The sequence below is a fragment of the Micromonospora hortensis genome (genome assembly GCF_022230935.1).
Lineage (GTDB): Bacteria > Actinomycetota > Actinomycetes > Mycobacteriales > Micromonosporaceae > Micromonospora > Micromonospora hortensis.
Window position 1 is genome coordinate 350,930 of record NZ_JAKKFE010000033.1, and the last position, 22,521, is coordinate 373,450.

Here is a 22,521-nt window from a genome sequence, read left to right on the forward strand (position 1 = left end):
GATGACGGGTGGGGTCTGACCGGCTGGTGGCATCGTCGAGCCATGCCTGGGTCGCCTTCTACGACGCCACGTGCGAACTGCTGACCGCGGCGCTTCAGGGTTGAGATTGGTGGCCGCGACACCGCTCAGACTCGCCCGACGAGATCGAGGCCGGTCAGGTCCGCCGACAGCGCCCACAGGCGGGCTGCCTCGCTGCTGTCCGTGGGGCTGCCGTCGGTGATGCGGCAGTCCACGCAGTAGTCGCCGCCGTTCGCGTCGAGGTGGGGTGACGTGGCGGCCCAGACCTGGGTCGCCGCGCCTTGCTCGACGGTCTTGAACAGGCCCGGCGCGGGAGTGCGGTCAGCGTCGATCCAGCCGGCGGCGACCATCTCCTCGGCTGCGAGGTGCCGTTGCAGGGCAGTGAGGATCCAGCCGGGGTTGACGGAGAAGGCACGGACGCGGTGCGGCCTGCCGAGCAGGTCGAGGTGGCGGGCGAACAGGATGTTCGCGAGCTTGGACTGGGTGTACGCCTCCCACTTGTCGTACCCGCGCTCGAACTGCACGTCGTCCCACCGGATACGCCACGCCGGGTTGCGCCCGGAGGCCACCGAGACGACGCGAGCCGTGTCGGGGGCGGTGAGCGCGGGCCACAACAGGTTCGTCAGCGCGTAGTGGCCAAGGTGGTTGACCGCGAAGTGCCCTTCCCAGCCGGGTCCAACCCGGGTTTCGGGGCAGGCCATGATGCCCGCACTCGCGATCAGGATGTCGAGCGCGGGGTGGCTGCGGAGGAACCGTACGGCGAAGGCGCGGACGGAGGTGAGGTCGGCGAGATCGAGCTGGTCGACCTCGACCCCGGGTACGTCGGCGAGTGCCTGCTGCGCTGCATTCGGACGGAGAGCTGGGACGACGACCCGAGCGCCCGCTCGGGCGAGCGCGCGGGTTGTGGCGAGACCGAGACCGGAGTAGCCGCCTGTGACGAGGGCGGTCTTTCCGGTGAGGTCGAGCCCGGCGAGGACGTCTCCGGCCGTACTGTGGGCACCGAACCTGGTGTGGGTCGTTTCGCTGGTCATGCCGCGGACGCTAGGTGCTAGACCGAGGTCTAGGTCAATGGCTACGGTCGAGGCCATGGCGGACGGCGGCCTGAGCATCGGGCAGGTGGCGCAGCGCACCGGGTTGAGCGTGCACACCCTGCGGCTCTACGAGCGTGAGGGCTTGCTAGCCAGCGAGGTGCGGCGCGACAGGTCCGGCAGGCGCGTCTACAGCGCCTGGGACGTCGAGTGGCTGGCAAACTGCGTGAAGTTCCGTGCCTCCGGGATGCCGCTCACCACGATCAGCCGCCTGGCCCAGCTCGTACGCGAGGGCAGCGGCAACGAAGCCGAGCGGCTCACGTTGCTTCGCGAACATCAGCGCCACATCACCGAGCAGCTCACGCAGCTGCACGACACCCTCGAACTCATCAACGGCAAAGTGGCCAGCTACGAACAGCACCTCGCCGCCGGCGCCTCCGGTGATCCCTGGCAACAGCAACCCCAGCCCGCCCCGACAGAGGGCACACCTCAGTTGGGCTGACGAACACCGCCGGCCGGACCGGGCTCGCTTGCTCTCGTGGCCGTTCGAGTGCCTGGTTGCGGTGCCTGGTTGGTGGGTAGGACCTGAGTGTCGGGCAGATGGGTACGCTGCACTGGCGGTGGCCTCGGCCAAGCACCTCCGCACCACTGCCACCCTCACCGCCCGGGTGGCACCACCGGCGTTCCCGTATTCGCAGACGAGAGGCGAGACCCACACCATGACCGCCGTACCAGGCCAACGGTCTACTGCTGCTGTGGGTTCGGCGGCTGCCGAGCAAGCAGCGGAGGAGGACCTGCGGGCGTTGTTCGGGCAGTCCATCGCCGTCTTCGCGTCTCTGGCGGGGCCGTCGCACCTGGTGGAGACGGCGAACCCGGCGTTCTTCGCCAGCATCGGCGAAGAGCGGGCACGGGTCGGGGTGGCGATCGCCGAGCTGATGCCCGAACTGGCCGGTCAGGGATTCATCGCGCTCCTGGACCAGGTCTTTCAAACTGGTGAGCCGTACACCGGCCGTGACGTCCGGGTCGTGCTGGGCAGCGGCCCGCAGGCGCGGGAGGCGTTCTTCGACTTCACCTACGAGCCCCGTCGGGACGCCGACGGCAACGTGACCGGGATCCGTGTGCTCGGCGTGGAGACGACGCAGGTCAAGCATGCCCAACGGCTGATGGCCGAACACCGCGCCCTGCTGGAGCAGATCGCCCGTCAGGCACCCCTGACCGAGGTGCTCGACGGGATGGCCCGCTGTATCGAGAACCTCGCACCGCAGGAGGTGCTGGTTTCCGTCCTGCTCGCCGATCCCGACGCCCGGCACCTGCGCCACGGCGCCGCGCCGAGCCTGCCCGACTTCTACAACCAGGCCATCGACGGCATCGCGACCGGCGAAGGTGTCGGTTCGTGCGGCACCGCCGCGCACCGGCGGGAACCAGTCATCGTTACCGACATCGCCACCGATCCGTTCTGGGACGACTTCCGGGACCTGGCCGACCAGGCCGGACTGGCGGCGTGCTGGTCCACGCCGATCCTGGCCCGCGACGGCGGCCTGTTGGGCACCTTCGCGATGTATCACCGCACCCCGCGCATCCCGCAGGACACCGACCTCGCCCTCACCCGGCTCTTCGCCGGCACCGCAGCCCTGGCCATCGAACGCCACCACATCGAGCAGGCGAAGCTCGCCGCCGAGGCACGCGCCAAAGCGGCCAACGACGAACTGGCCAAGGTGCTGCGCGTGGAGCGGGAACTACGCGCCGAGGCCGAGCAGCGCGCCGCCGTCGCCGCGGAACTCGCCACCCAGATGCGTGCCGCCGCGGCCGCGCAGGCCGCCGCGCCGCACCCCGAGCGCTGCCAGCTCGGCGGCGCCGCCGGGTGCACCGCGCCGGCCGAGGTCAAGATCGCCGATTCGTGGGGTGACGCGGCGTGGGGCTGCCCCGCCCACGTCGAGGAGGCCATCCTCAACGTGCGGTCGGTGTTCATCGCCAGCGAGGAACTCGGCGGCCTGACCGCCTACCTCAACCGCTGATGGCTCACGGGCGCCTGCCGAACAGCTACGGGCGGGCGCCACTCCTTGCGGTAGTCGGGGTGCTCGTTGTACGACTGCACGAGCACTCGGAGCGCGTACGCGAGACCGGCGAAGCGCTCGTCGCCGGGGTCCATCGCCTCGTACTCCCGCGCCAGCATGTCGACCAGGTCGAGCATCGGTAGTTGGCTGTCGAGGAGAGCTTCGCTCCCGAAGCGGTGAAACACGTCGACGTACGCGTGGCCCATGTTCGTGACGAAGGTGAGGTGGCAGCCGCGCACCTGCTGATCCTCGTCCGCCGCCCGATAGTTGCTCGGCGACGGATCGTGGCCGCTGCCCGAGCGGTCTTGGCAGAGCCAGGAACCGTCGCCGCAGGTCCGATGCAGGGTCAGGGCGTCCACCGTACGCCCGGGTTCACCCGCCCGGACCAGTCGAAGACGGCCATGTTGTCCCACTGATTTCCGGTGCCGTTGATGTTGGCCGGGTCCCAGCCGTTGCCACGGACGGCGTACCAGGTCGGTTCCCAGTAGAAGACGCCGATGGCACCCGCGTTGCGGGCCGTGTTCTGGACCCAGTCGAACTCCTGGGCCTGCCCGGACCAGGTCGCGCTGATGCCGTCACAGGTCGCGTCGCCGATGGCGTTCGGCTCGCTGTCCGCGTTGTTCCGGGTGAAGGGGTACGCGGTCTCCACGATCACCACCGGCTTGCCGTAGCGCCCGCGCAGGTCGACGATGGTGTTGTAGAGGTTCGCCAGGCTGCCGTGCCACATGCAGTAGTACGACTGGGCGGTGATGTCCCACTGCACACCCTGGGCGCGGATGCCGTCGTAGAACCATCGGGCGTTGGCGTTGCTGTCGGCGTTCGCGGTATGGATCATCACCGGGATGCCGCTGCCGCACGCCTTGGTGGCGTTGTAGCCCTGCTTCAGCAGCCCGGCCAGCGGGGCGAAGTCGTTGTTGACGACCTTGCCCTCGTTCCACAGCATCCCGACGTTGATCTCGTTGCCGATCTGCACACTGTCCGGTGGGGTGCCCTGCCCCCGGAGGCTGGCGCAGACGTCGTAGGTGAAGGTGTAGACGTCGGTACGCAGTTGGCTCAGGCTGTGGCCGGCCCAGGCGGCTGGCTTGTACTGCTTGCCAGGGTCGGCCCAGGTGTCGGAGTAGTGGAAGTCGACGAGCACCTTGAGGCCCTTCGCCCTGGCCGCCCTCGCCTGACCCAACACCGCGCTCTTGTTGTTGTAGCCACTGATCGGGTTGTTCCAGACGCGCAGCCGGACGTAGTTGACGCCGACCGACTTCAGGATGTCCAGCGGGTCGCGGGCTACCCCACCGGCGTCGTAGTACCTGGCGCCGAGATCCAGGCTGCGCTGCAACGAGGAGACGTCGGCACCGCGCATGGTGAGCGTGTTCGCTGCGGAGACGGGCGCGGGCGCAGCGGCGAGCGTGGTGGCGACGGTGACGATGCCGACCGCGACAGCCCCGAGCAGGGCCCGCGCGCGGCGACGGTGGGGTGTGGCCGGATGTGTGTTCACGAGCTCCTTCAGCCCACTGTGCAGGAAGCGCCGTTCAGCGAGAAGCCGGTCGGCGGCGCGTCGCTGACACTCCACCGCCCCTGGACGCCGAAGGTCGCGGAGCCGTTCGGCGCGAGGACGCGGTTCCAGTCGACGTTACGAGCGGTCACTGTGGTCCCGCTCTGGCCGATCGTGGCGTTCCACCCCGAGCTGACCTGCTGATCTCCCGGGAAGTTGAAGGTGACGGCCCAGCCGTCGATCGGTGCCGCCCCGGCGTTGTGGACCGTCGCCGTGGCCACGAAGCCGCCCTGCCACTCGGACTGGTTGCGGTAGGTCACCCGGCAGGTCGAGGGCGGCGGGGGCGTCGGAGTGGTCGTCGTCGTGGGCAGAGTGACAGTGTTCGACGCGATCGACACGTTGCCCACCGCGTCGCGGGCCCGCACGTAGTACAGGTTCCGCAGCGGCGTCGACGCAGGTAGCGGCGTCGTGTACGTCGTACCCGGCACGGTGGCGACCAGTTGCGAGGTGAACCAGCCGTCGAACCGGTAGACGTTGTACCCGAGCACGCCGACGTCGTCCGTCGACGGCGACCAGGACAACGTGCCGGTCGACGCGGTCACCTCGCCGACGGTCAGGTTCTGCGGCGCGGTCGGCGGGGTGGTGTCCGGGCCGGTGTCCGTCACCGGGGTGACCACTGTCAGCGCGTTCGACCAGTTCGAGCGTTGCCCGAGGCTGTCCCGGGCGATCAATCGGAACGTGTACTGCTGGCCCGGCCCGAGGGAGCGGGTGATCGTGGTGCTGGTGACGGCCCCGACGCTGGCGCTGAAGACGATGTCGCCGAACTCCTGGTAGTACGTGATGTCGTACCCCGCGATGGCGCAGCAGCCGGACGTGGCGGCCGTCCAGGTGAGGGTGACCGACGCGCTCCGGACCTCGCTGGCGGTCAGGTTCGTGGGCGCACTCGGCGGGACGGGCGAGGTGCTTGGCGTGCTGGACGGCGTTGGCGACGAGGTTCCGGCCGGTGCTGCGACGGACACCGCGGCCCCGCCGGGCGCTGGGGCGACCCCCGGGTACGCGGCGGGCGTCACGATGCCGGCGTCGGCCGCCGGTGCGACGCTCAGAGCGGTGCCGAGCACCGCAGTCGACAGCACGACGGCGGCCAGCAGACCCGACCGCAGACGGCGGAACGGCGAGGACGAGCGAACGCCTGTCATACGTCGACGATGCCGCAGGAGATCGATGATCGCCAACGTGTCTCACGCCTCGGCCGACAACCGGACCGGCTCATGCCCGACTTCTTACCGAACCATGACGTGCAGGGTGACCGCTGACCGTTGACCGCCCGTTGGCCCGTACCGAGGGGAGACAGCACAGCACCGGAGCCCTTTCCGGCTTTGAGGAGATTCCGATGAACCGCAGAAAGAACGGGACCGCACTGGTCCAGACCCGGCCGGCCCGAATCGCCATGGCCGCGCTCGTGCTGGCGGCCACCGGCGCGCTCACCGCCACCTTCGTCTCCAGCGGTGGCAAGGGCACCGCGGATGCCGCCACCAGCCTGGACCAGTTCGTGTCGATCGAGAACGTGCCGCCGAACGTGCAGAACCCGAGGCCGGCCGCCGGTGCGTCGACCGGCCGGTTCACCGTCGACTGCGGCACGAACGGCAACGGCAAGTTCAGCCCGGACAATCCGGTGGCCCAGCCCGGCATCCGCAACGGCGCCGAACACGTCCACGACTTCGTCGGCAACCTGGCCATCACCGCGAACTCCTCCGACGCCGATCTGGACGCCTCCGGCACCACCTGCCGCAACGGCGACAAGTCGTCCTACTTCTGGCCGGTGGTGCGCATCGACAAGACCGTCCGCGGCGGCAAGCAGGTCCAGCAGGCCCTCGCCCAGACCCAGCCGATGGTCGTCTGCCCCTCGGTCGGCAAACGGCTGCGGGCCGTCCCCATTGGGGCCCGCGGCACCGTCGACCGTCTGCTGGCCGAGTTGGATCGCCAGCAGGCCGCCGCGAACCAGCGGATGACCGCCAGCCGGGGCCGCATCGACGCCGCATTCAACCGGGAGGTCATCGACTCTCTCCGGGCCCGCCGCGCCGCGATGATCAAGCAGATCAGCACCACGATCACCGCCGCCGGCGGTAGCCAGCCTGGCCTGGTCTCGCTTGTCGACTGTGACGTCAGCTACGACGACATGCACGCCCGGATGCCCGGCAGCGCCCACCGGGAGAGCGTCAAGGCAGCCCAGGCCGCGAATCCGCGAATTCAGTGCCCGGCCGTGCGGGACAGGTTGCCCGGCGTACCCGATCGGGCGCTCGCCGAGGTGAACCGCAACCTCGACGACCTCGACCGGCAGATCTCCGAAGCCAACGAACGCCTCGTCACCAGTCGTGGCCAGGGCGGCCCGGCGTTCGTCGACAACGCCATCCTCGGACCGCTACGCGCCAAGCGGGTCGCCGTGCTCAACCGGATCGCCACCGCGATCGGGCGGCAGGCCCCTCGCCCGCAGGGTCTCGAAGCGCTCGCCGGCTGCACGCTGGACCAGGCCCCCAGCACCCCGACGGCACCGAGCAGCGCGCCCACCACCGCCGCCGCTGCGCTCCCCGACCCGCAGGGACCCAACCTTGAACTGCCCGGCAACACCGGCGGCATCGTCCGCCCGGCGCAGGTGCTGATCGAGTACCGCGGCAACCCCGTCAGCGCTGTGGTGCCGATGCCGAAGTTCCTCCGGGCCCTCACCGGCGACGCCAAGCCCACCAGCCGTGGCCCGGCCAACGCCCGTGCCACCTGGACCTGCTCGGGCTTCACCGACCGGCTCTCCGACAAGTACCCGATCTGCCCCGCCGGCAGTCAGGTGCAGCGCGTCCACGACTTCCCCGGCTGCTGGGACGGCCGGAACGTCGACAGCGACAACCACCGCAACCACGTCGCGTTCGCCGACAAGGCCACCGGCGCCTGCCCGCAGGGCTTCCGGGCGATCCCGCAGCTGCGGATCACCGTGGCCTACGACATCGCCCGCGACGTGCAGGTCAAGGGCCAGTACGCCCTCGACTCCTTCCCCGAGGAGAACCACAACCCCTTCTCCGACCACAACGACTTCGTCAACGTCAACTCCGCCCAGACGATGCAGCGCATCGCCACCTGCATCAACAAGGGCAAGAACTGCTCCTGACGCCGGGGCCGCGTCGCTCGGGCGGGGCGGGTCGCGGCCGGCTGCCGGCCGCGACCCGGTGTGTCGCCAAAATCGAGGGGACGATTCACTGGGAGCGATACCAGTGGGGCAAAATTCGACCCTCCCGATCGTTACACTCGCCGGAACGCCGGCACCGCCGCAGACCTCGACCTGCGCCAATCCCCATCGAATGGAGACGCCTGTGACCCGCGACAAGGCGGCACCCCCCGGTATCGACCCCAACATCCCCAGCGTGGCCCGGGTCTATGACTTCTTCCTCGGCGGCAAGGACAACTTCGAGGCCGACCGGAAGGTCGCCGAGCACGCTCTGCGGATCACACCGGACGGGCCGGCAGCCGGCCAGGCCAACCGGGCCTTTCTGCGTCGAGTGATTCGCTTCCTCGTCGGCGAGGCCGGCATCGACCAGTTCCTCGACATCGGTTCGGGGCTGCCCACCCAGGGCAACGTGCACGAGGTCGCCACCGAGCAGAACCCGAAGGCTCAGGTGGTCTATGTGGACAACGACCCGATAGTTCTGTCGCACGGACGGGCCCTGCTCGCCGCGGAGGGCACCGCGACGGTGATCCAGGCGGACATCCGTGAGCCGGAGGCGATCCTCAACCACCCTGACGTACGACGGTTCCTCGACTTCGACCGGCCGATCGGTTTGCTGCTCTTCGCGATCCTGCACCACCTCGGCGACGACGAGGACCCGAAGGCGGTGGCGGCCGCGTTGATCGATGCGTTGCCCTCCGGCAGCTACGTGGCGATCTCGCACTTCCGCGACCCGGGCGAGCGAGACCCGGAGGGCTCCCGCAAGGCCCGCGAGGTCGAGCGGGTCTTCAACGAGTCGCTGGGCACCGGCCGCTGGCGTACCGACGAGGAGATCCTCTCGTTCGCCGACGGGCTGACGGTGCTGGAGCCGGGGCTGGTGCCGCTGGCCGAGTGGCACCCAGAGCCGGACGCACCGGCTACGGTGCAGACCGACACCTATCACACCTTCGTCGGGCTCCTCGCCCGCAAACCGTAGGCGGCGTCTCACGTTGAGGTCCGTCGGCGGGAGCTCGCCCCGCCGACGGACTCGCCGCGTCGGATCTGACCCCCGGCGAGAACAAGGCCGCCAGTCCCCCGTACGTGGTGCGGCCAGACCCACCCCGGCTACTGCCGTCCGCTTCGGCCGTCCAGCCGCTGTCCTCAGCCTGGCGGCAGGAAGATGGCCCTGGCGCTGAGCGCCAGGGCCAGGCCTCCCAATCGATCACGCGGAGGCTGGGACATCAGCTCCCGGAGTCCGGGAACAGGTAAAGGTCGAACCGCATCCCCTGGTTGTCAAGCTCCAACTGCTGGCTGCCGTAAAGGCTGGGCGGGCCGGCGTACGTGCCGATGAGGTTGTACAGGCCCGGGTCGACAACGAACTGGAAGGCACCATCGGGGCCAGTCACGACCTCGATCCCGGCCGGCTCCAGCCGAATCGTCGCCCCCTCCAACGGCAGCCAGGTGGTGGTGTCGAACGCTTGGCCCTGGAGGCTCCAGATGGCAGACACCGTGAAGCTTCCCTGCGTCATGGGGCTCAGCCGGCCGCGGCGGTCGACCGCCACCGCGTACACCGGCCGCTCACCCGTCACGCTGCCTACGTCGATCGTCACACTGGCCGTACCGTCCGACGCCGCTTGGACCTCGCCGTCCAGATGCGTGTTGTCGACGCTGTAGCGGAACTTGGTCACCCGGGTGTCGCCGTTCGCGGCGAACGTGATGGCGATCTGGCCACCTTCGGCGGCGCTGTCCCCGCCCGGGAAGCTGATTGCCGGCTGCAGAGGCGCCTTCGTCCCGGACGGTCCTCGGACGGCCGCCGATGCAGGCGGCGCCACCAGCATCGAACCGGCGGCCAGTGCCAGCGACGCGGCCAACGCGGCAACACCACGGCGAGTGAGACGGGTGTGCGCACCCAACGTTGATCCGACGAACATTCCAGCCCCCGTATCATCAGAACGTCATAGCGCGCTCACCCTAGTCAGCAAGATGATCTACGTCAACGCTGTTCAATGCGTTGCTAATGGACTGTCGTGCGGCATGCCGCCGCCCACTTTCGCGGATGAAACGTCGCTTCGGCGACCGGGCCACCTTTTGGTGCGGGTGGGCGAGATCGCTCACGCCATGCGGGCGAGCACCCCGCGGGTGCACCGACGTGACGTCACGTGCCTACCGCGCGGGTTCCAATACGACGACTGGGATCTGGCGGGTCGTCTTCCGCTCGTAGTCGGCAAAGCCTGGATACGCGGCCTTCTGAGCGCTCCAGATCCGCTCCCGTTCGTCCCCCGCGGCGACTCTGGCGACCAACTCGACCTTGTCCGTACCGATCTCCGCTTGGGCCTTCGGGTCAGCGAGCAGGTTGTAGTACCAGTCGGGATTGCTGGGCGCGCCGCCCTTGGACGCGAACACGGCATAGCCGCCGTCCACCTTCTGGTACATCATCGGGCTCACGCGAGGCTGGCCGCTCTTGGCACCGACCGTGTGCAACAGCAGTAGCGGGGCGCCGGCGAACTGACCGCCGACCTGCCCACCGTTGGCGCGAAACTCCGCGATGATCTTGTCGTTGAAGTCGCTCATGCCTTCTCCTCGCCCCGCGCATCGGCTCCGTCGACACGATTCTGACAGTCCCCGGCGCTCACTGCTTGCGTGCGCAGGCCGCAGTCGCCGAGTGCGCCAACGTGGCGTCCCGGCCATGGGCGAGGGTCGCTTCAGGCACTATGACCGATGTTCCCGAATCAAGCGCAGGAGGATGCGCACCGCGAGCACCCCGAGCACGACCACGGCTGGAATGGCCAGAAGAGTCCACGGTCTATCGAGCAGGTTGGCGGTCCCGAGCAGGGCGACCGCGAGGCCCTCCCATAGCAACTCGCGTCCACTGAGAAGTTCTCTGCGACGCGGCCGCTGGCCCCGCCGCCTCTCTGTTCGCAAGCGTCGAACCGCGTGCAGCGTGAACACCACGCCAAGTGCGAGGCAGAGCGGGCCCGCCAGAAAGTCCAGCGCGGTCGGCACGACTCCTCCTACGGGCTTCTCGGCTGACAGGGGGAAGCGCCGAGCGACGGACCGATCTTGCCATCACCCTCGGCTCTCCGCTGGTCCCACCAGTACACCTAGGGCACAGGCATTGCCTCGGCGCGGGCAGCCGCCGGAGGCGAAGAACACTATGCTGCGGCCCGAATGGAAGCGGGGTATCAATGATTGTCGGTGGGCGAATGCGCGGCGGTCCTCTTATCGCAGGGGTGCTGGTATTGGCGGGACTTGCCGGCTGCGTGGAACAGCCTGCCCCGCCGACGCCGTCGGTGAGCGCCACCCGATCGGCCCTGCCCAACGAGCCGCAGGCCCTGATGGCGACTATTGGAGGGCTGGTCAAGCAGACCGGTGTCGGCGACGACATCCGGCAGGGCGAGATCGAGACCGGCGAGGCGTGGTACGAACCCTGCGACTTGCTCATCGCCGATCCAGACCGCGCAAAGAACACCGGGTTGCAGCTTGACGCAGTGTGGTCCGCTGGCCTCGAGGTCAACCCCGTGCCGTCTTTCCAGAACATCCAGCCCCCGATGACCCTCTTGAATGTCCGGGTGTTTCACCTGCCCGATGCCTCTGCTGCCGTCGCCGGCGCAACGAGGGCGCGAGCCGCCCGCTGCCCGAGCGAAGAGTTCCGCCTCAACATCGGCCAGGCGACTGCACGGTGGGGGTCAGGCGCGGTGACCATCGCCTCGACGAGCGCGCGGCTAACCACCGCGACGGTTGAACGAGTAGACCCGGCAATCGACGCAGGGGTGGATTATCTGCCCGGCGACGCCCGGCTGGTCTTCGCGCACGGACCACTGCTGATCAGCATCGAGGCGCTCGCGCTGTGGCCACGCCAGCAGAACTCCGCTGCCGAGATCACCGCAGCGGCTCAGGAGAAGGCAATGAGCCTGGCGGCGGCGATCGTGAAGACCCTGTCAACGTCGAGCGAAAACTGACGCCGCACGTCACGATGAGACCGTGGTGGGAATGCGGCGCGTGCACCACGGGCAGGCCCTGGCCTACCGGCAACGCTGGCCCGAGGGGTCGCAGAGGGATCCGGGGTCAAGGGCGGCTCGCAGGGCGGCGCGTAGCGGCCGGGGAATTCGAACTTTCGCTGGGGAATCACGCTGGCTCACTCGACCGTCGGTCTGGCCTGTTGACGAGCGCCCGCCCCGGCTCTCACGCGACTCAGGTGTTCACGGGCGTCGTGTCGGTGGGCGAAGTGCGACAGCAGGTCGTCGTGGCGGAACTGATACGAGATGCCAGCTGGGCGCAGGAAGCCGAACGCGCACATCCGCTGCAGGCAGCGGGCCGGTGCCGGAGGCATCCGGAACGCCGAGGCGACGATCATCGCGAGGTAGCGCCGCCAGAGCGCGCAGGCGACCGTCTCGCCGACGATCACGCAATAGCCGATACCCAGCACCGCGCCGGGCCACAAACCCCACGTGTAGCTGAAGCCCCACACCACTGCCGGGCAGACGACCGCCGCGGAGAGCCGGGATACCGTGCGCTCATGGCGCAGGACGCCCAGCGGGCCGACGATTTCCGGGCGGGCATCGGTGGCCAGGGTCTGTCCGAACCCCACGGTCAGCCCGATCGCGAGCCACGACGTAGCGAATCCGATCAGCCCGACCAACGGGTCAACGAGCACCCAGGCGGCCGCGCCGATGAGCAGGGCCGTTGCTGCCTGTGGCAAGAAGAACCGTGGATTGCCCAGGCGGGACCAGTCTGGGGTGGCCGCGGGCACCCACGGCTTCGTGCTCGTGCGCGCGAGCATCGCCACCCAGGTCAGAGCGCCGATGAGCAGGACACCGCGACCGAGCCACCCGCGTGGCCACAGGAACAGAGTCAGCCAGACGAAGCCGGGCGCCGACATCAGTACGCAGATGGCGAGGTCCACGAGGCGAGGCACCCGACGGCCGGCGATCGGCCAAAGTCGGTGCAGCACGATGTCGTGCGACGGCAGGGCCCGTCCTGCGAAGCTGGCCTGGGTCACGCGATTGTGCTCCAAGTAGCGTGCATACCGCGACAGCCAGTACAGGTCGGCGACGTTGCGGAGACGGCGCCACATCGAGCCGCTCAGGACGACCGACTCCACGTACCGTGCCACCAGCGACCGGACATCAGCCGCCTCCGCGCCGGTGACCAGTTGCTCAGATGAACCGCCGATCGACCGCCGATTGCGGGCCAACTCCGCCACCATGCTCAGCTGCCACGGGCTTTTCAGCGCCCTCACCTGGCCGGCGTCCCGCAACGACTCGGCCAGGCTTTCCGCCACCGGGAAGCGGTCGGTGCCGCCGATGGAGCGCGACAGATAGGTGGTGGCGTCGGCGTAGCCGACCGGCCGAACCGTGTACGAGGTCAAGGTGTGATGCTCGCGCAGGTCCGCCCGGATCGCCCGCCAGGTGGCTTGACGGCAGGTGAGGAGGAACGGCGCCCGCTTGCCGCGCAGCCGCCAGTCAACGAGCCGCTGGAGGAACCACTCGGCCGGCTCCACAGCCTCCTCCGTGCTGCAGAGTTCGTCGAGTCCGTCGAGCAGGGGCAGCACGTCGCCCGACTCGATCAGCTCCCGGGCGGATCGGCGGGACACGTTGAGTTCGACAGCGACGAAGCCGGCCAGCCAGGTCGTGATGTCGCTCTGACCGGTCCAGCGGCTCAACGGCACGACCAGTGGAAGCACCTGCGGATCGTCGTTCACCAACTCCAGCGCGATCCGCAGCGTGCTGTACGACTTCCCGCGGCCGGGGTGGGCGACCAGGACCACCCGTGTCTGCCGGTGCCGCAGCCCATCGGCGAGCGCCTGCAGCGTCGTATCGGGTTCGCCACCCGCCCCGTACGCCAGGTCGATGTCCTCCGCGGTCCGGCGCATCTGCGCGGCCCGGGCGGCGACGTCGCTGGCGACCTTCAACTGCAGGCGCGCGAGCAGCCCGAGTGGCTCCTCTCGACGGGCCAGCCAGCGCAGGGACTGCACCATCACGACAAGCAGAGCCACCGCGCCAAGGATCGTGCCCAGGTAGCCGGACTGACCGGAAAGCGTCGGCTCGGCCCGGTAGGCCGGAATGAACCGACTAACCGTCACCACGAGGACCACACCGACGAGCACTGTGAGCACAGCGGCCGTCCACCGCAGTATCTGATGTCGTCCGGACCGGGTCATCGCAGCGCTGGAGACGGAGGCATGTCGATTCCCTCTCAGGTCGTTCTCCGACGATAACTGACGGCTGCACGGCGAATTCGCGTCGCCAGGGTGACGCTGGTCTGTCGCGCTGGCGCGCTGCCATGATCGGGCCATGCGGGTACATCAGTACGTCTACTTCTCGTTGCGTTCGGACCGTCTCCCTTCGCGCGAGATGGCGACACGGTTAGGCATGGAGCCAGACGAGATCAGCGTCAAGGGGAGTAAGAGGGAGAACCCTCCGGTGCCGGCCGTCCACTCGTGGAGGGTTGTGTGTCGTGACAGCGGCTTGACGGTCGATGAGCAGATCGACCGCATCATCGACCGCCTTGGGCCTATCGCTGATCAGATCGCGGCCCTCGTGAGAGTGATCGATGAAGCGGAGGGTGAGGGCATCACCTCGACACTCCAGGTGGTGCGCTACTTCAAAGACGACGATGGCGACCAGCATCAACGACTCGGCTGGCACCTCGATCGCCGAGCCCTGGAGTTCCTACACCACACAAGGGCCGAGCTGGACGTGGACGAATACGGAGACGACTGAACTGCCTTGACCCACTCCGCGCTCCGCCCCCCGCTGACCGACGAGGTTCTGCGGACGGTGGAAGCGCAGCTTGGCTACCAGTTGCCCACCGCGTACGTCGACCTGGCCCGTCGACACAACGGCGGCTCTTTCGCCCGTGATGCCCACCCCGCACCCAGCCGAACCTCCTGGGCTGATGACCACGTTGGCGTGTACACGTTGGCATCGGTCGGTCGAACTGCCGGGTTCAGCCTCTGTGGCGAGATCGGCAGCGCTTTCTGGGTGGCGGAATGGGGCTACCCCGACATCGGCATCTACATCGCCGACTGCCCGTCGGCGGGTCACGACATGATCGCCCTCGACTACCGCTCGCCCGGTGAGCCTGCCGTAGTGCACGTCGACCAGGAGTGGAACTACCAGATCACCGTCCTCGCCCCCGACTTCGAGACCTTCGTGATGGGCCTGGTCGACGAGTCCGAGTACGACGAGGACTGATCGTAGGTCCGCAGGATGCTCACCGAAGCCAGCCGAGGAAGCGTCTGTGCAGCGCACCCGCCGGCACCCAGGTCAGGTCCTCGGAGGCCCGCACCAGTTGCGCACCGAGGTAGAGGGCCAGGGAGATCGGGGCGTCGTCGAACTCGGCGCGTAGCTCGCGCTGCCGAGTGCGGCAGGGCCAGGGCGCGGCGCAGCCGCCGCAGCTCCAGATCGGCAGCACCGGGCCGTGCGTGGTCATGCGCGGCCTCCAAGCAGCGCCGCCGTCATCGACCGCGCCTGCCGGCTCGTCGCCCAGTCCACCTGCCAGCTTGGGTACGGCGTGAGCCGCGACCACCACGCCCGGCAACCGGTGCCCAGGCCGTCCTGAGCGAGCAGGTGTACGACCAGGATCTGCCGCTCGGCCGCGTTGCTCACTGCTCCTCCTCGGCGGGCCAGTGCCCCCGGTTGATCGGAATGCGGTGTCGGCTGCGACAGGGCAGTTCCGCCCCACAGCGGCAGACCCAGCTCCACTTCCGCCACGACCAAGCCGGGCGGTGTCGCCGTGCCAGGGTCATCGCGACGGCGATCAGGTACTGGTCGTAGGTCACTCGTCGCCATGGTGGTGTCCTGTCCCGCATCACTGGCTCCCTCCGCTGGGCAGCACTCCACGGCCGACCCCGAAACGACGGGACCGGATCTGGAACGTTCGGTAACTGCGACGCTACGATCACGGCGACGGCGGTGGGACTCACCCGCAGTACGAGTGAGCAGGCCAGATGAGCTGCCGCAGCATCGGTTCCACAGCGGAACGTCGACCACGGGTCAACGTAGGGATGACGCATGAAAGGTCACGGACGATCAGCACCGCATCGCGGCGAGGTGACCGGCTACCTGTTCAAGCTGATCCGGGAGTCCATCCCGCTCACGCAGGAGCAGCTCGCCGTCGACCTGAACGTCGATCGCGTGACCGTGCAAAGCTGGGAGTCCGGGCGCCGGCCATTCACCGCGGTACCGCTCGGGCAGTCGATCGCCGTCCGACGCCGGCTCGGACGGCTTGGCGCGAACACACTCCTGCTCGCAGCACTTGACGACGCCGCCGAGGCGGATCTCATCCTCGCCGCCGTCCTCAACGAACATGTGGGCCGCTGCGACATCGCCGAACACCCGCTTGGCTGGTCCGTACTCACCCACCGCCTGACCGACTTGATCCTCTGGGCCGTTCTCGGGCAGACACCGGCCTTCGCCAGGGGGCTACCCGTCGCCCATCCCCGACGCGGTCCCGTCGCGTCCGGGCCGAGCCTGTCCGTCGACGAGCAACGTGCGTTCTTCGCTCACCTCCAGGTGCTCGCCGACCGGGCCGCAGCCGGACGGCATCGCAATGTGCTGCTGCACCGGCAAGCCTGCTTCCTCGCCGGCATGGACCCCACCAGGGCAGCAGCAGGTTGGCTGACCCAGACCACCGCCCGAGCACGCCGCACGACCATCTTTCGCACCTGGTCACCGCTGTGGCCCGACGCCCGCTCCGTCGTCACGTCCCTCGCCAACCAGGGAGACCCGGAACCGTTACGAGACTTCATCGCTCGCGCACACCCCGACGACGCCTGCGAGCGAGCGGCCCTCAACTACTCGGCGTACTGGGTGGGCGAGATCCCGTACCGCCACCGCGACGACTCCTTCATGCCCGAAACGCTCGCTGACTGGCATGGCTCAATCCTTCTTCGGCACCTGGTCGAGCGCATCGATCCAGGGCATCCCTTCGTCGACCTCAACATCCACAACGTCTGGGCATTGCTGGCCGCACGACGCGGTCTCGCTCTCGACAACCCCGCCGCGACTCGAACACTCCTCGACCACAGTGTCCCGCTCCTGGACAGTGACCGGATCTCCGCCCAGTCGCGGCAGGAACTAACCTCTATCGTCTACAGCCTGCGGGCGGACGGACTCACCGGCACAGGGACGGGCAGATGACCGACGACCACGACGCCGCCGGAGCGATGAACTTCATCTTCGAAGCCGGCGTCCTCAAACGCGCCGCCCGCACCGGCTGGTGGTTCGCCGGCGTTAAGCAACCCGAATCCATCGCCGAGCACTCCTTCCGAACGGCGCTCATCGGAATGATGCTCGCCGCCATGGAGGGCGCCGACCCAGCCCGAGTGTCGATGCTCTGCACCCTGCACGACACCCAGGAAACCCGAATCACCGACATCCCACACATCGCCAAGCGCTACCTCACCGCCGTACCCAACACCGCCGTCACCGCCGACCAGGTCGCCGCCTGCCCCCCAGCCGTCGCCGACGTCATCACCGCCGCAGTCGCCGAATACGAAGCCGGCGAGACACTAGAAGCTGTCGTCGCCCGTGACGCCGACAAGCTGGAATGCCTCGTTCAAGCCGTCGAGTACCGCCACCAAGGCATCGACAACGTCCAGCGCTGGATCGACAGCTCACGAGCCGCGCTAAAGACCGCCAGCGCCCACCGCCTTGCCGACGCCGCCCTCAGCGGACAACCCCTGGCCTGGCTCACTCCCCCGCCACAGGAGTAAGCGTTCAACACTTGGCGTTGTGATGATCAGCGGCGGGGGCGCAGTCGACCAAAGCGGGCTCTCTGCCTTGTGAGCTGCTGTTACGCCTGGCATTGATGTTCAACGTTGGGCGTCGCCCGTTTCCCTCTGACGGCCTGGAAACGGCACGATCTTGGGCCCAGCCGGCGCCCGCGACGGTCCGGACTGCCCACCACCTCGCTCGTCAACGGTCTGTCGTGCCGCGGCAGCCCCTTAAGCCTTCGCTTTCGCGCCAGCCGCCGGGGCATGTTGCGTGGCCGGAGTCGGAGCGACAGCGGAGCGACAGGCGGCGGCGCTTGCGGCCCGTCTCGGGCCGCCTTGATGGACGTACAGAAGTCCTCCCATACACCAGCGGGCGGCTGTTTGCCCCGTCACGGGACATGCTTGACAGTGGCGTCCCACCAGGTGCTTGAAAGGCGATTCCACCGCTTGGCCGCAGCCCTCACCTACGGTGACAGGACCGCAATTGCGGCAGGTTCGTGCGGGTTGACCCGGGGCTCTACGCCGCCGTGGTCGGGTAGCCGTACTCCTTTGCCTTCTCGCGCAGGTCGGCCAGTTCAACTTCCGGGTTGAGCGCGCTCACGGCTGCGTCGGTCAGTGGACGGAGCGCAACGACGTGTTCAACCACAGCGTGATCCAGTTCAATTTCGTAGACATCCTTGGCGTGCTCGATGTACTCCGAGACGATGTCGTCGCAGAGGATGTCGAGCAGCCATGAGCCGTCTGGGTCGACCTCATCGTCGTCGGCAGGTGAGAAGTCGATGTCGTTGCCGGCATGCCACCGCTCGTCGTTGGTGCGCCGCCAGAGGACGAAGGTGGCGTCAAGGGTGCCGTCCTGCCGGCAGAACGCAGGCTCGTGTACCTGCGTCTGGAACTGCTCAGGCATTCCGTCGAGGAGGCCCGGCCACAGCCGCCCGTCGCTGTAGTTGAACATCGACGACTCGTGGTAGATACCCCGGACGAATACGCCGTCGGCGGTGAAGACTATGTCGTACTCCTCGCCGCTGCCGTTACGCATCGACGCCGCCTCGTCCTCGCCCCATTCGCGGTCGTAGGCATAGTAGTCGCCCTCGACGATCGCATCGAGCATCGCTAGGGCTTTGCAGCGCTCGCGCAACACGTCGATGGATGGCAGCCGCGCGGCGATGTCGTACACGGTCACGCCGGGAGCCTACGTCCCGACGGCGAGCCAGCGCTGCAAGTCGCTATGCCACCCCGCAACCGACCGAGCCAGAATCCAGCGGCATCACGGCCTCCCTCAGGCCGACGGGAACATCTACCGACAATGACGTGACCCCCGAACGATCTAGGTGCCTCGTCAAAGTATGTGCTGGGACGGATCTGTCGAGCATGGTGGGACTAGACACCAGCGGGCGCCTGCCCTGCCGAATGCCTCGCAGGTCAGTGAGTAGAAAGCCGGTGGTTCGGCAGTGGACGACCACGCTACCGTTCGCGGATGAGCATCCTGCCCGGCGCGACGAAGAAGTCGTTCGCGGGTCGCGATCTTCGGCATCGCACACTTGATGGATACTCATTCAAGTTGTGTGACTTCCGTGGCGTCGACCTCCGGGGCGCCTCCCTCCGCGGTGCCAGCTTCTCTGGCTGTGATCTACGGGATGCCGACCTGCGTGACACGGATCTGTCCTACGCGCGGTTCAGCTACGTCCTGACGCACGATCCGGAGTATGGACGAACGGACGTTACCGGGGCCCGGTGGAACGGGACCGACCTTCGAGGCGTCACCGCCGAGCGTGTCATTGGTTGGCCGCACGGCCTCTCAGACTCCGGGGTTACGTCCGGATGACGCGTCGGCACCCGGCGCTACTCCGGCGCTCGTCGAGCACGCCAGCGTGGCCTTCCTGCCGCTGATGCGGGCCACGTCCCGCCGGCTCTCGATCGCACCGGCCGCTGTGCCGGTTCTCCGAATACACTGAGCGGCCCAGCACCGCAGCATTGCCGTCCACGATGGCCCGGTTTCGCACACCTACACGGGTGGGGGCAGCCTGCGGCAACCAGGTCTCGTCGAGGGCGACCCGCGACGCACTCAAGCGGCTCGGCGATTCTCTCGGCTGCTGACACACCAGTCGGCCAGGCCGGGCAGCGGTGCCGCTGGTGCTCCTTCAACTCTCGCTGGCGTTGACACCTGGCAGGTCGAGGTAGGCCAGCAGCCTCAGGACACCGGCGAGATGTTGCAGGTCGTGCCAGAGCGTCGGCACGGGGTCTGCCGGACGGCGCAGCAGTGCATGTAGCTCTGCCACGTCGTCACCGCACTGCCCGACGTCGATTCCCGATCCCGGAACGTCTCTCAGGTCGAACGCGGTCTCCAGGTCGACGTTCCAGTAGAGATCGACACCGACGCCCGCAAGGTCGATCTCCGCGCCGAACCGCTCCTCCACCATGTCCAGCAGCACGCCGCACACCCGGCGAAGGTCGTCAACCTTCAGCACGTCCGTCACGTTCACCATCCTCCGGCCACGCCACACAGACACATTGACCGCGGCTACTCCACACAAGCAGAAAGGCCACCTCCCGAACCCGGGAAGCGGCCTCTGACTTGCGGAAACTGAGAGTGGGCGATGCTGGTATCGAACCAGCGACCTCTTCGGTGTGAACGAAGCGCTCTCCCACTGAGCTAATCGCCCTCAGCGCCACTGACTCTACCCGATCGTGGAACCGGACCGGAAATCCGGGGTCAGTGGGTCGCGAGGTAGTGCATCGCCTCGGCCACCACGTCGATGCCGAGGCTGTACTTGAGGGACAGCCAGACCACCGTGGCCACGAAGACCAGGCCGACAGAGCCGAGCACGATTCGCACCAGCAGCGACTGTCTCGTTACCCAGCGTGTCCATCCGTGGACGTGGCGGCGGGTGAAGCCGAGCAGCCGGCGCGCCCAGTGGTATTCGACGGCCCAGATGCCCAGGCCGGCGATCACCAGCAGCCAGCCGGGCCCGGGGAGCGGGATGAGGGCGATGCCGATGGTCACCACCAGCGCCCCGGCGATCGCGATGAAGATCTTGAGTGCGATCCGGCCGGTGGGGTTGGCGCGGATGAGGTCGAGGGTCAGCGAGATCCGCTCACGCCAGCGAGGACGACGCGGCGGGTCCTGCACCGCGACTCCACCACCACGACCAGCACCGGCATCGCCGCCGCGACCAGCACCGCTGCCGCCGCCACCATCGGTGCCATCACCACCGGGACGACCGGCGTCGGACGCCGGCCGACCGGCCCGCTCGGGCTGCTCCATCGGCACTCCGTACCCCCGCTTTTCGGCTGCTCGGACCGCGACGTTCGGCGGGCCGGGCGCCGCCGCCGGATCCACTGAGGATTGCTTCGTCACCATTTCACCCCCCAGTGTCGCTCGGGCCCGTCACTGCAACGGCCGACTGGACGTTACCGGAGTAAGTCGACGACTGAGCCACCCGATACCGGGCGGGATCACGCACTGGGCAGAACCGGAAATCCTACATGAATGCTCACATTCACGCGGCCTTTCCGTCCCCCTTCCCACCACTGGGTGAAGTCAGCGTATGGCGGAGCGTAGCCAGGAGTAGCACCTGAGTATGGGAAAAGCGGGACACGCGCGTTCCGCAGCGGTGCCGGGGGGAGAACGTCCATGAGTGTCATCCGACCGACGACCGTAGAGGTCGAGACGTCGCTAAGGCTCGTCGCACCTGACGCCACCGCCTTGCCGGTGCGTGCCAGTCTGCGTTACGACCCTGCTGACCCGTATGCGGTCCATGTCCTGTTCCATGCCGAATCGGCAGGGGGCGAGGCGGTGAGTTGGTCGTTCGCTCGCGAACTTCTGGTCACCGGCCTGGACGAGCCGGCCGGCATCGGGGATGTGCGGGTCTGGCCCTGGGCCACACCGCGCGGCGACTTCGTCGCGCTGGCCCTCTCGTCACCGGACGGCAACGCCCTCTTCGAGGTGCCGCGCAGCGTCCTGGTGCGTTTCCTTCGACGGACCTACGTCGTCGTCCCGCGCGGCCGTGAGGCCGAGCACCTGGACGTCGACACGGCGGTGAACCGACTGCTCGCCGGTCGCTGACCGCCCGAACCTGCAACACCGGCCATACCGGGGCCGCGCGGATCTGCCGAGTCCGCGCGGCCCCGGCACACACCCAGGAAGTACGCGCACAGCGCTCCCCGGGTCGGCCGGTGCTCAGCCGTGCGTGGTGATGCCGCCGTCGACGGGAATGACCGCCCCGGTGAGGTATGCGCCGGCGCGCGACGAGAGGTAGATGGCGGTGCCGGCCATGTCCTCGGGGCGCCCGATGCGGCCCAGCGGCACCTGCTGCTCGATGGCGGCCCGGCTCGCCGGGTCGTCGAGCGCGAACGCCATCATCTTGCTCTCGAACGGGCCGGGCGCGATCGCGTTGACGGTGATCTGCTCACCGGCGAGCTGGTGGGCGAGGCTGCGGGTGATCATGTGCACGGCCGATTTGGTGGCCGAGTACGCGTACACCTCCATCATCGGCACCCGGATGCCGTCGATCGACCCGATGTTGATCACGCGGGCCGGGTCGTCGGCGCTGGCGGCGGCGCGTAACGCCGGCAGCAGCGCCGTGGTGAGTCGGAAGACAGCCTTGACGTTGACCGCCCAGAGCTTGTCGAACGCCGCCTCGGGGTAGTCCTCCAGCGGTGCGCCCCAGGTCGCGCCGGCGTTGTTGACCAGCACGTCGAGGCGACCGAAGCGCTCGCGTACGGCGGCGGCCAACGCCTCGGCGCCGGCGTTGTCGCTCAGGTCGGCGGGGATTGCCTCGCAGCGGCCCTCGGCGGACAGGGTGGTGGCGACCGCCTCGCAGACGTCCGCCTTGCGCGACGAGATGATCACGTGTGCGCCGGCCCGGACGAAGCCCTGAGCGATCATCAGCCCTATCCCCCGTGAGCCGCCGGTGACCAGGACCGTCTTACCTTCGACCGAGAACAGCTGCGTCATGCCCATCCCATCGCGAGTCGGCGGGTGCCGCCGGCCGGTCGGGTGACCGGCGGATACCGGGTGGACCGCTGACCGA

At 68.4% G+C, this 22,521-nt stretch carries 26 protein-coding genes and 1 tRNA gene; 11 read left to right on the plus strand and 16 right to left on the minus strand.

Going from position 1 to position 22,521, the window contains the following annotated elements; all coding sequences use genetic code 11:
- Window positions 1-125: 125 nt before the first annotated feature.
- A complete protein-coding gene (locus NIE111_RS23745) occupies window positions 126-1,049 on the minus strand; it encodes an SDR family NAD(P)-dependent oxidoreductase (RefSeq protein WP_238686546.1) in 924 nt (307 codons plus the stop codon).
- A 37-nt stretch (window positions 1,050-1,086) separates the two neighbouring features.
- On the opposite strand from NIE111_RS23745, the gene NIE111_RS23750 reads away from it, so the two are divergent.
- On the plus strand, window positions 1,087-1,548 hold the full coding sequence (locus NIE111_RS23750; RefSeq protein WP_238686547.1) for a MerR family transcriptional regulator: 462 nt from the start codon (window positions 1,087-1,089) through the stop codon (window positions 1,546-1,548).
- 118 nt (window positions 1,549-1,666) lie between these two features.
- Entirely contained in the window at window positions 1,667-3,061 is a 1,395-nt protein-coding gene (locus NIE111_RS23755; protein WP_238686548.1) for a GAF domain-containing protein, read from the plus strand.
- Here the strand turns inward: NIE111_RS23755 and NIE111_RS23760 are convergent.
- From NIE111_RS23760 to NIE111_RS23770, 3 genes are read right to left on the minus strand one after another with little or no spacing between them, the layout of a single operon-like run.
- Window positions 3,046-3,459 carry a DUF6221 family protein gene (locus tag NIE111_RS23760; RefSeq protein ID WP_238686550.1) on the minus strand — a complete coding sequence of 138 codons (414 nt, stop codon included), beginning with the start codon at window positions 3,457-3,459 and terminating at the stop codon, window positions 3,046-3,048. The genes NIE111_RS23755 and NIE111_RS23760 overlap by 16 nt on opposite strands.
- Window positions 3,447-4,589, minus strand: a complete 1,143-nt coding sequence (locus NIE111_RS23765) for a glycoside hydrolase family 53 protein (protein WP_238686551.1) — start codon at window positions 4,587-4,589, stop codon at window positions 3,447-3,449. Before NIE111_RS23765 ends, NIE111_RS23760 begins: the two co-directional genes overlap by 13 nt.
- Before the next feature lie 8 nt (window positions 4,590-4,597).
- Window positions 4,598-5,782 (minus strand): cellulose binding domain-containing protein, encoded by a 1,185-nt coding sequence (locus NIE111_RS23770; protein ID WP_238686553.1) that lies wholly within the window; start codon window positions 5,780-5,782, stop codon window positions 4,598-4,600.
- A 194-nt stretch (window positions 5,783-5,976) separates the two neighbouring features.
- Here NIE111_RS23770 and NIE111_RS23775 point away from each other — a divergent pair, with 194 nt between their 5' ends.
- Window positions 5,977-7,740, plus strand: a complete 1,764-nt coding sequence (locus NIE111_RS23775; RefSeq protein ID WP_238686554.1) for a DUF1996 domain-containing protein — start codon at window positions 5,977-5,979, stop codon at window positions 7,738-7,740.
- A 202-nt stretch (window positions 7,741-7,942) separates the two neighbouring features.
- Window positions 7,943-8,770: an SAM-dependent methyltransferase gene (locus NIE111_RS23780; protein ID WP_238686555.1), complete on the plus strand. Its 828-nt coding sequence runs from the start codon at window positions 7,943-7,945 to the stop codon at window positions 8,768-8,770.
- Window positions 8,771-9,014: 244 nt separating this feature from the next.
- Here the strand turns inward: NIE111_RS23780 and NIE111_RS23785 are convergent, their stop codons facing one another.
- The 3 genes from NIE111_RS23785 to NIE111_RS23795 form a co-directional block, all read right to left on the minus strand.
- The gene (locus tag NIE111_RS23785; RefSeq protein ID WP_238686556.1) at window positions 9,015-9,644 is read right to left on the minus strand and encodes a peptidase associated/transthyretin-like domain-containing protein; all 630 of its coding nucleotides are present in this window, start codon (window positions 9,642-9,644) and stop codon (window positions 9,015-9,017) included.
- Between the two features lie 292 nt (window positions 9,645-9,936).
- Window positions 9,937-10,344: a nitroreductase family deazaflavin-dependent oxidoreductase gene (locus NIE111_RS23790; protein ID WP_238686557.1), complete on the minus strand. Its 408-nt coding sequence runs from the start codon at window positions 10,342-10,344 to the stop codon at window positions 9,937-9,939.
- A gap of 138 nt (window positions 10,345-10,482) precedes the next feature.
- A complete protein-coding gene (locus tag NIE111_RS23795; protein WP_238686559.1) occupies window positions 10,483-10,776 on the minus strand; it encodes a hypothetical protein in 294 nt (97 codons plus the stop codon).
- A gap of 227 nt (window positions 10,777-11,003) precedes the next feature.
- Here NIE111_RS23795 and NIE111_RS23800 point away from each other — a divergent pair, with 227 nt between their 5' ends.
- Window positions 11,004-11,732: a hypothetical protein gene (locus tag NIE111_RS23800; protein ID WP_238686561.1), complete on the plus strand. Its 729-nt coding sequence runs from the start codon at window positions 11,004-11,006 to the stop codon at window positions 11,730-11,732.
- Between the two features lie 176 nt (window positions 11,733-11,908).
- Here NIE111_RS23800 and NIE111_RS23805 read toward each other — a convergent pair whose 3' ends face one another.
- Complete coding sequence (locus NIE111_RS23805) at window positions 11,909-13,888, minus strand: NACHT domain-containing protein (protein ID WP_238686562.1); 1,980 nt, start codon at window positions 13,886-13,888, stop codon at window positions 11,909-11,911.
- Window positions 13,889-14,066: 178 nt separating this feature from the next.
- On the opposite strand from NIE111_RS23805, the gene NIE111_RS23810 reads away from it, so the two are divergent.
- Window positions 14,067-14,495 carry a DUF4279 domain-containing protein gene (locus NIE111_RS23810; protein WP_274531537.1) on the plus strand — a complete coding sequence of 143 codons (429 nt, stop codon included), beginning with the start codon at window positions 14,067-14,069 and terminating at the stop codon, window positions 14,493-14,495.
- A 6-nt stretch (window positions 14,496-14,501) separates the two neighbouring features.
- Window positions 14,502-14,969 (plus strand): SMI1/KNR4 family protein, encoded by a 468-nt coding sequence (locus NIE111_RS23815; protein ID WP_238686564.1) that lies wholly within the window; start codon window positions 14,502-14,504, stop codon window positions 14,967-14,969.
- 19 nt (window positions 14,970-14,988) lie between these two features.
- On the opposite strand, the gene NIE111_RS23820 is transcribed toward NIE111_RS23815, so the two are convergent.
- Genes NIE111_RS23820 through NIE111_RS23830 form a run of 3 tightly spaced genes read right to left on the minus strand, consistent with a single transcriptional unit; the run spans window position 14,989 to window position 15,556 of the window.
- Complete coding sequence (locus NIE111_RS23820; protein ID WP_238686565.1) at window positions 14,989-15,207, minus strand: hypothetical protein; 219 nt, start codon at window positions 15,205-15,207, stop codon at window positions 14,989-14,991.
- Window positions 15,204-15,383 carry a hypothetical protein gene (locus NIE111_RS23825; protein WP_238686566.1) on the minus strand — a complete coding sequence of 60 codons (180 nt, stop codon included), beginning with the start codon at window positions 15,381-15,383 and terminating at the stop codon, window positions 15,204-15,206. The genes NIE111_RS23820 and NIE111_RS23825 overlap by 4 nt, the downstream gene beginning before the upstream one ends.
- Window positions 15,380-15,556, minus strand: a complete 177-nt coding sequence (locus NIE111_RS23830) for a hypothetical protein (RefSeq protein ID WP_238686567.1) — start codon at window positions 15,554-15,556, stop codon at window positions 15,380-15,382. The genes NIE111_RS23825 and NIE111_RS23830 overlap by 4 nt, the downstream gene beginning before the upstream one ends.
- Before the next feature lie 232 nt (window positions 15,557-15,788).
- Between NIE111_RS23830 and NIE111_RS23835 the strand changes: the two genes are divergently transcribed.
- Both NIE111_RS23835 and NIE111_RS23840 read left to right on the plus strand, forming a co-directional pair.
- On the plus strand, window positions 15,789-16,916 hold the full coding sequence (locus tag NIE111_RS23835; protein ID WP_238686568.1) for a helix-turn-helix domain-containing protein: 1,128 nt from the start codon (window positions 15,789-15,791) through the stop codon (window positions 16,914-16,916).
- Window positions 16,913-17,491 carry an HD domain-containing protein gene (locus NIE111_RS23840; RefSeq protein WP_112671432.1) on the plus strand — a complete coding sequence of 193 codons (579 nt, stop codon included), beginning with the start codon at window positions 16,913-16,915 and terminating at the stop codon, window positions 17,489-17,491. The genes NIE111_RS23835 and NIE111_RS23840 overlap by 4 nt, the downstream gene beginning before the upstream one ends.
- A 517-nt stretch (window positions 17,492-18,008) precedes the next feature.
- Here the strand turns inward: NIE111_RS23840 and NIE111_RS23845 are convergent.
- The gene (locus NIE111_RS23845) at window positions 18,009-18,671 is read right to left on the minus strand and encodes a hypothetical protein (protein ID WP_238686569.1); all 663 of its coding nucleotides are present in this window, start codon (window positions 18,669-18,671) and stop codon (window positions 18,009-18,011) included.
- Between the two features lie 294 nt (window positions 18,672-18,965).
- On the opposite strand from NIE111_RS23845, the gene NIE111_RS23850 reads away from it, so the two are divergent.
- The gene (locus NIE111_RS23850) at window positions 18,966-19,313 is read left to right on the plus strand and encodes a pentapeptide repeat-containing protein (protein WP_238686570.1); all 348 of its coding nucleotides are present in this window, start codon (window positions 18,966-18,968) and stop codon (window positions 19,311-19,313) included.
- Between the two features lie 316 nt (window positions 19,314-19,629).
- Here the strand turns inward: NIE111_RS23850 and NIE111_RS23855 are convergent, their stop codons facing one another.
- From NIE111_RS23855 to NIE111_RS23865, 3 genes are all read right to left on the minus strand, one after another.
- Window positions 19,630-19,974, minus strand: a complete 345-nt coding sequence (locus NIE111_RS23855) for a hypothetical protein (RefSeq protein ID WP_238686571.1) — start codon at window positions 19,972-19,974, stop codon at window positions 19,630-19,632.
- A 105-nt stretch (window positions 19,975-20,079) separates the two neighbouring features.
- A tRNA-Val gene (locus tag NIE111_RS23860) sits at window positions 20,080-20,151 on the minus strand.
- 50 nt (window positions 20,152-20,201) lie between these two features.
- The gene (locus NIE111_RS23865; protein WP_372488396.1) at window positions 20,202-20,828 is read right to left on the minus strand and encodes a PGPGW domain-containing protein; all 627 of its coding nucleotides are present in this window, start codon (window positions 20,826-20,828) and stop codon (window positions 20,202-20,204) included.
- 294 nt (window positions 20,829-21,122) lie between these two features.
- Between NIE111_RS23865 and NIE111_RS23870 the strand changes: the two genes are divergently transcribed.
- Window positions 21,123-21,554: an SsgA family sporulation/cell division regulator gene (locus tag NIE111_RS23870; protein ID WP_007457244.1), complete on the plus strand. Its 432-nt coding sequence runs from the start codon at window positions 21,123-21,125 to the stop codon at window positions 21,552-21,554.
- 114 nt (window positions 21,555-21,668) lie between these two features.
- Here NIE111_RS23870 and NIE111_RS23875 read toward each other — a convergent pair whose 3' ends face one another.
- On the minus strand, window positions 21,669-22,445 hold the full coding sequence (locus NIE111_RS23875) for a glucose 1-dehydrogenase (protein WP_238686573.1): 777 nt from the start codon (window positions 22,443-22,445) through the stop codon (window positions 21,669-21,671).
- Window positions 22,446-22,521 lie beyond the last annotated feature (76 nt).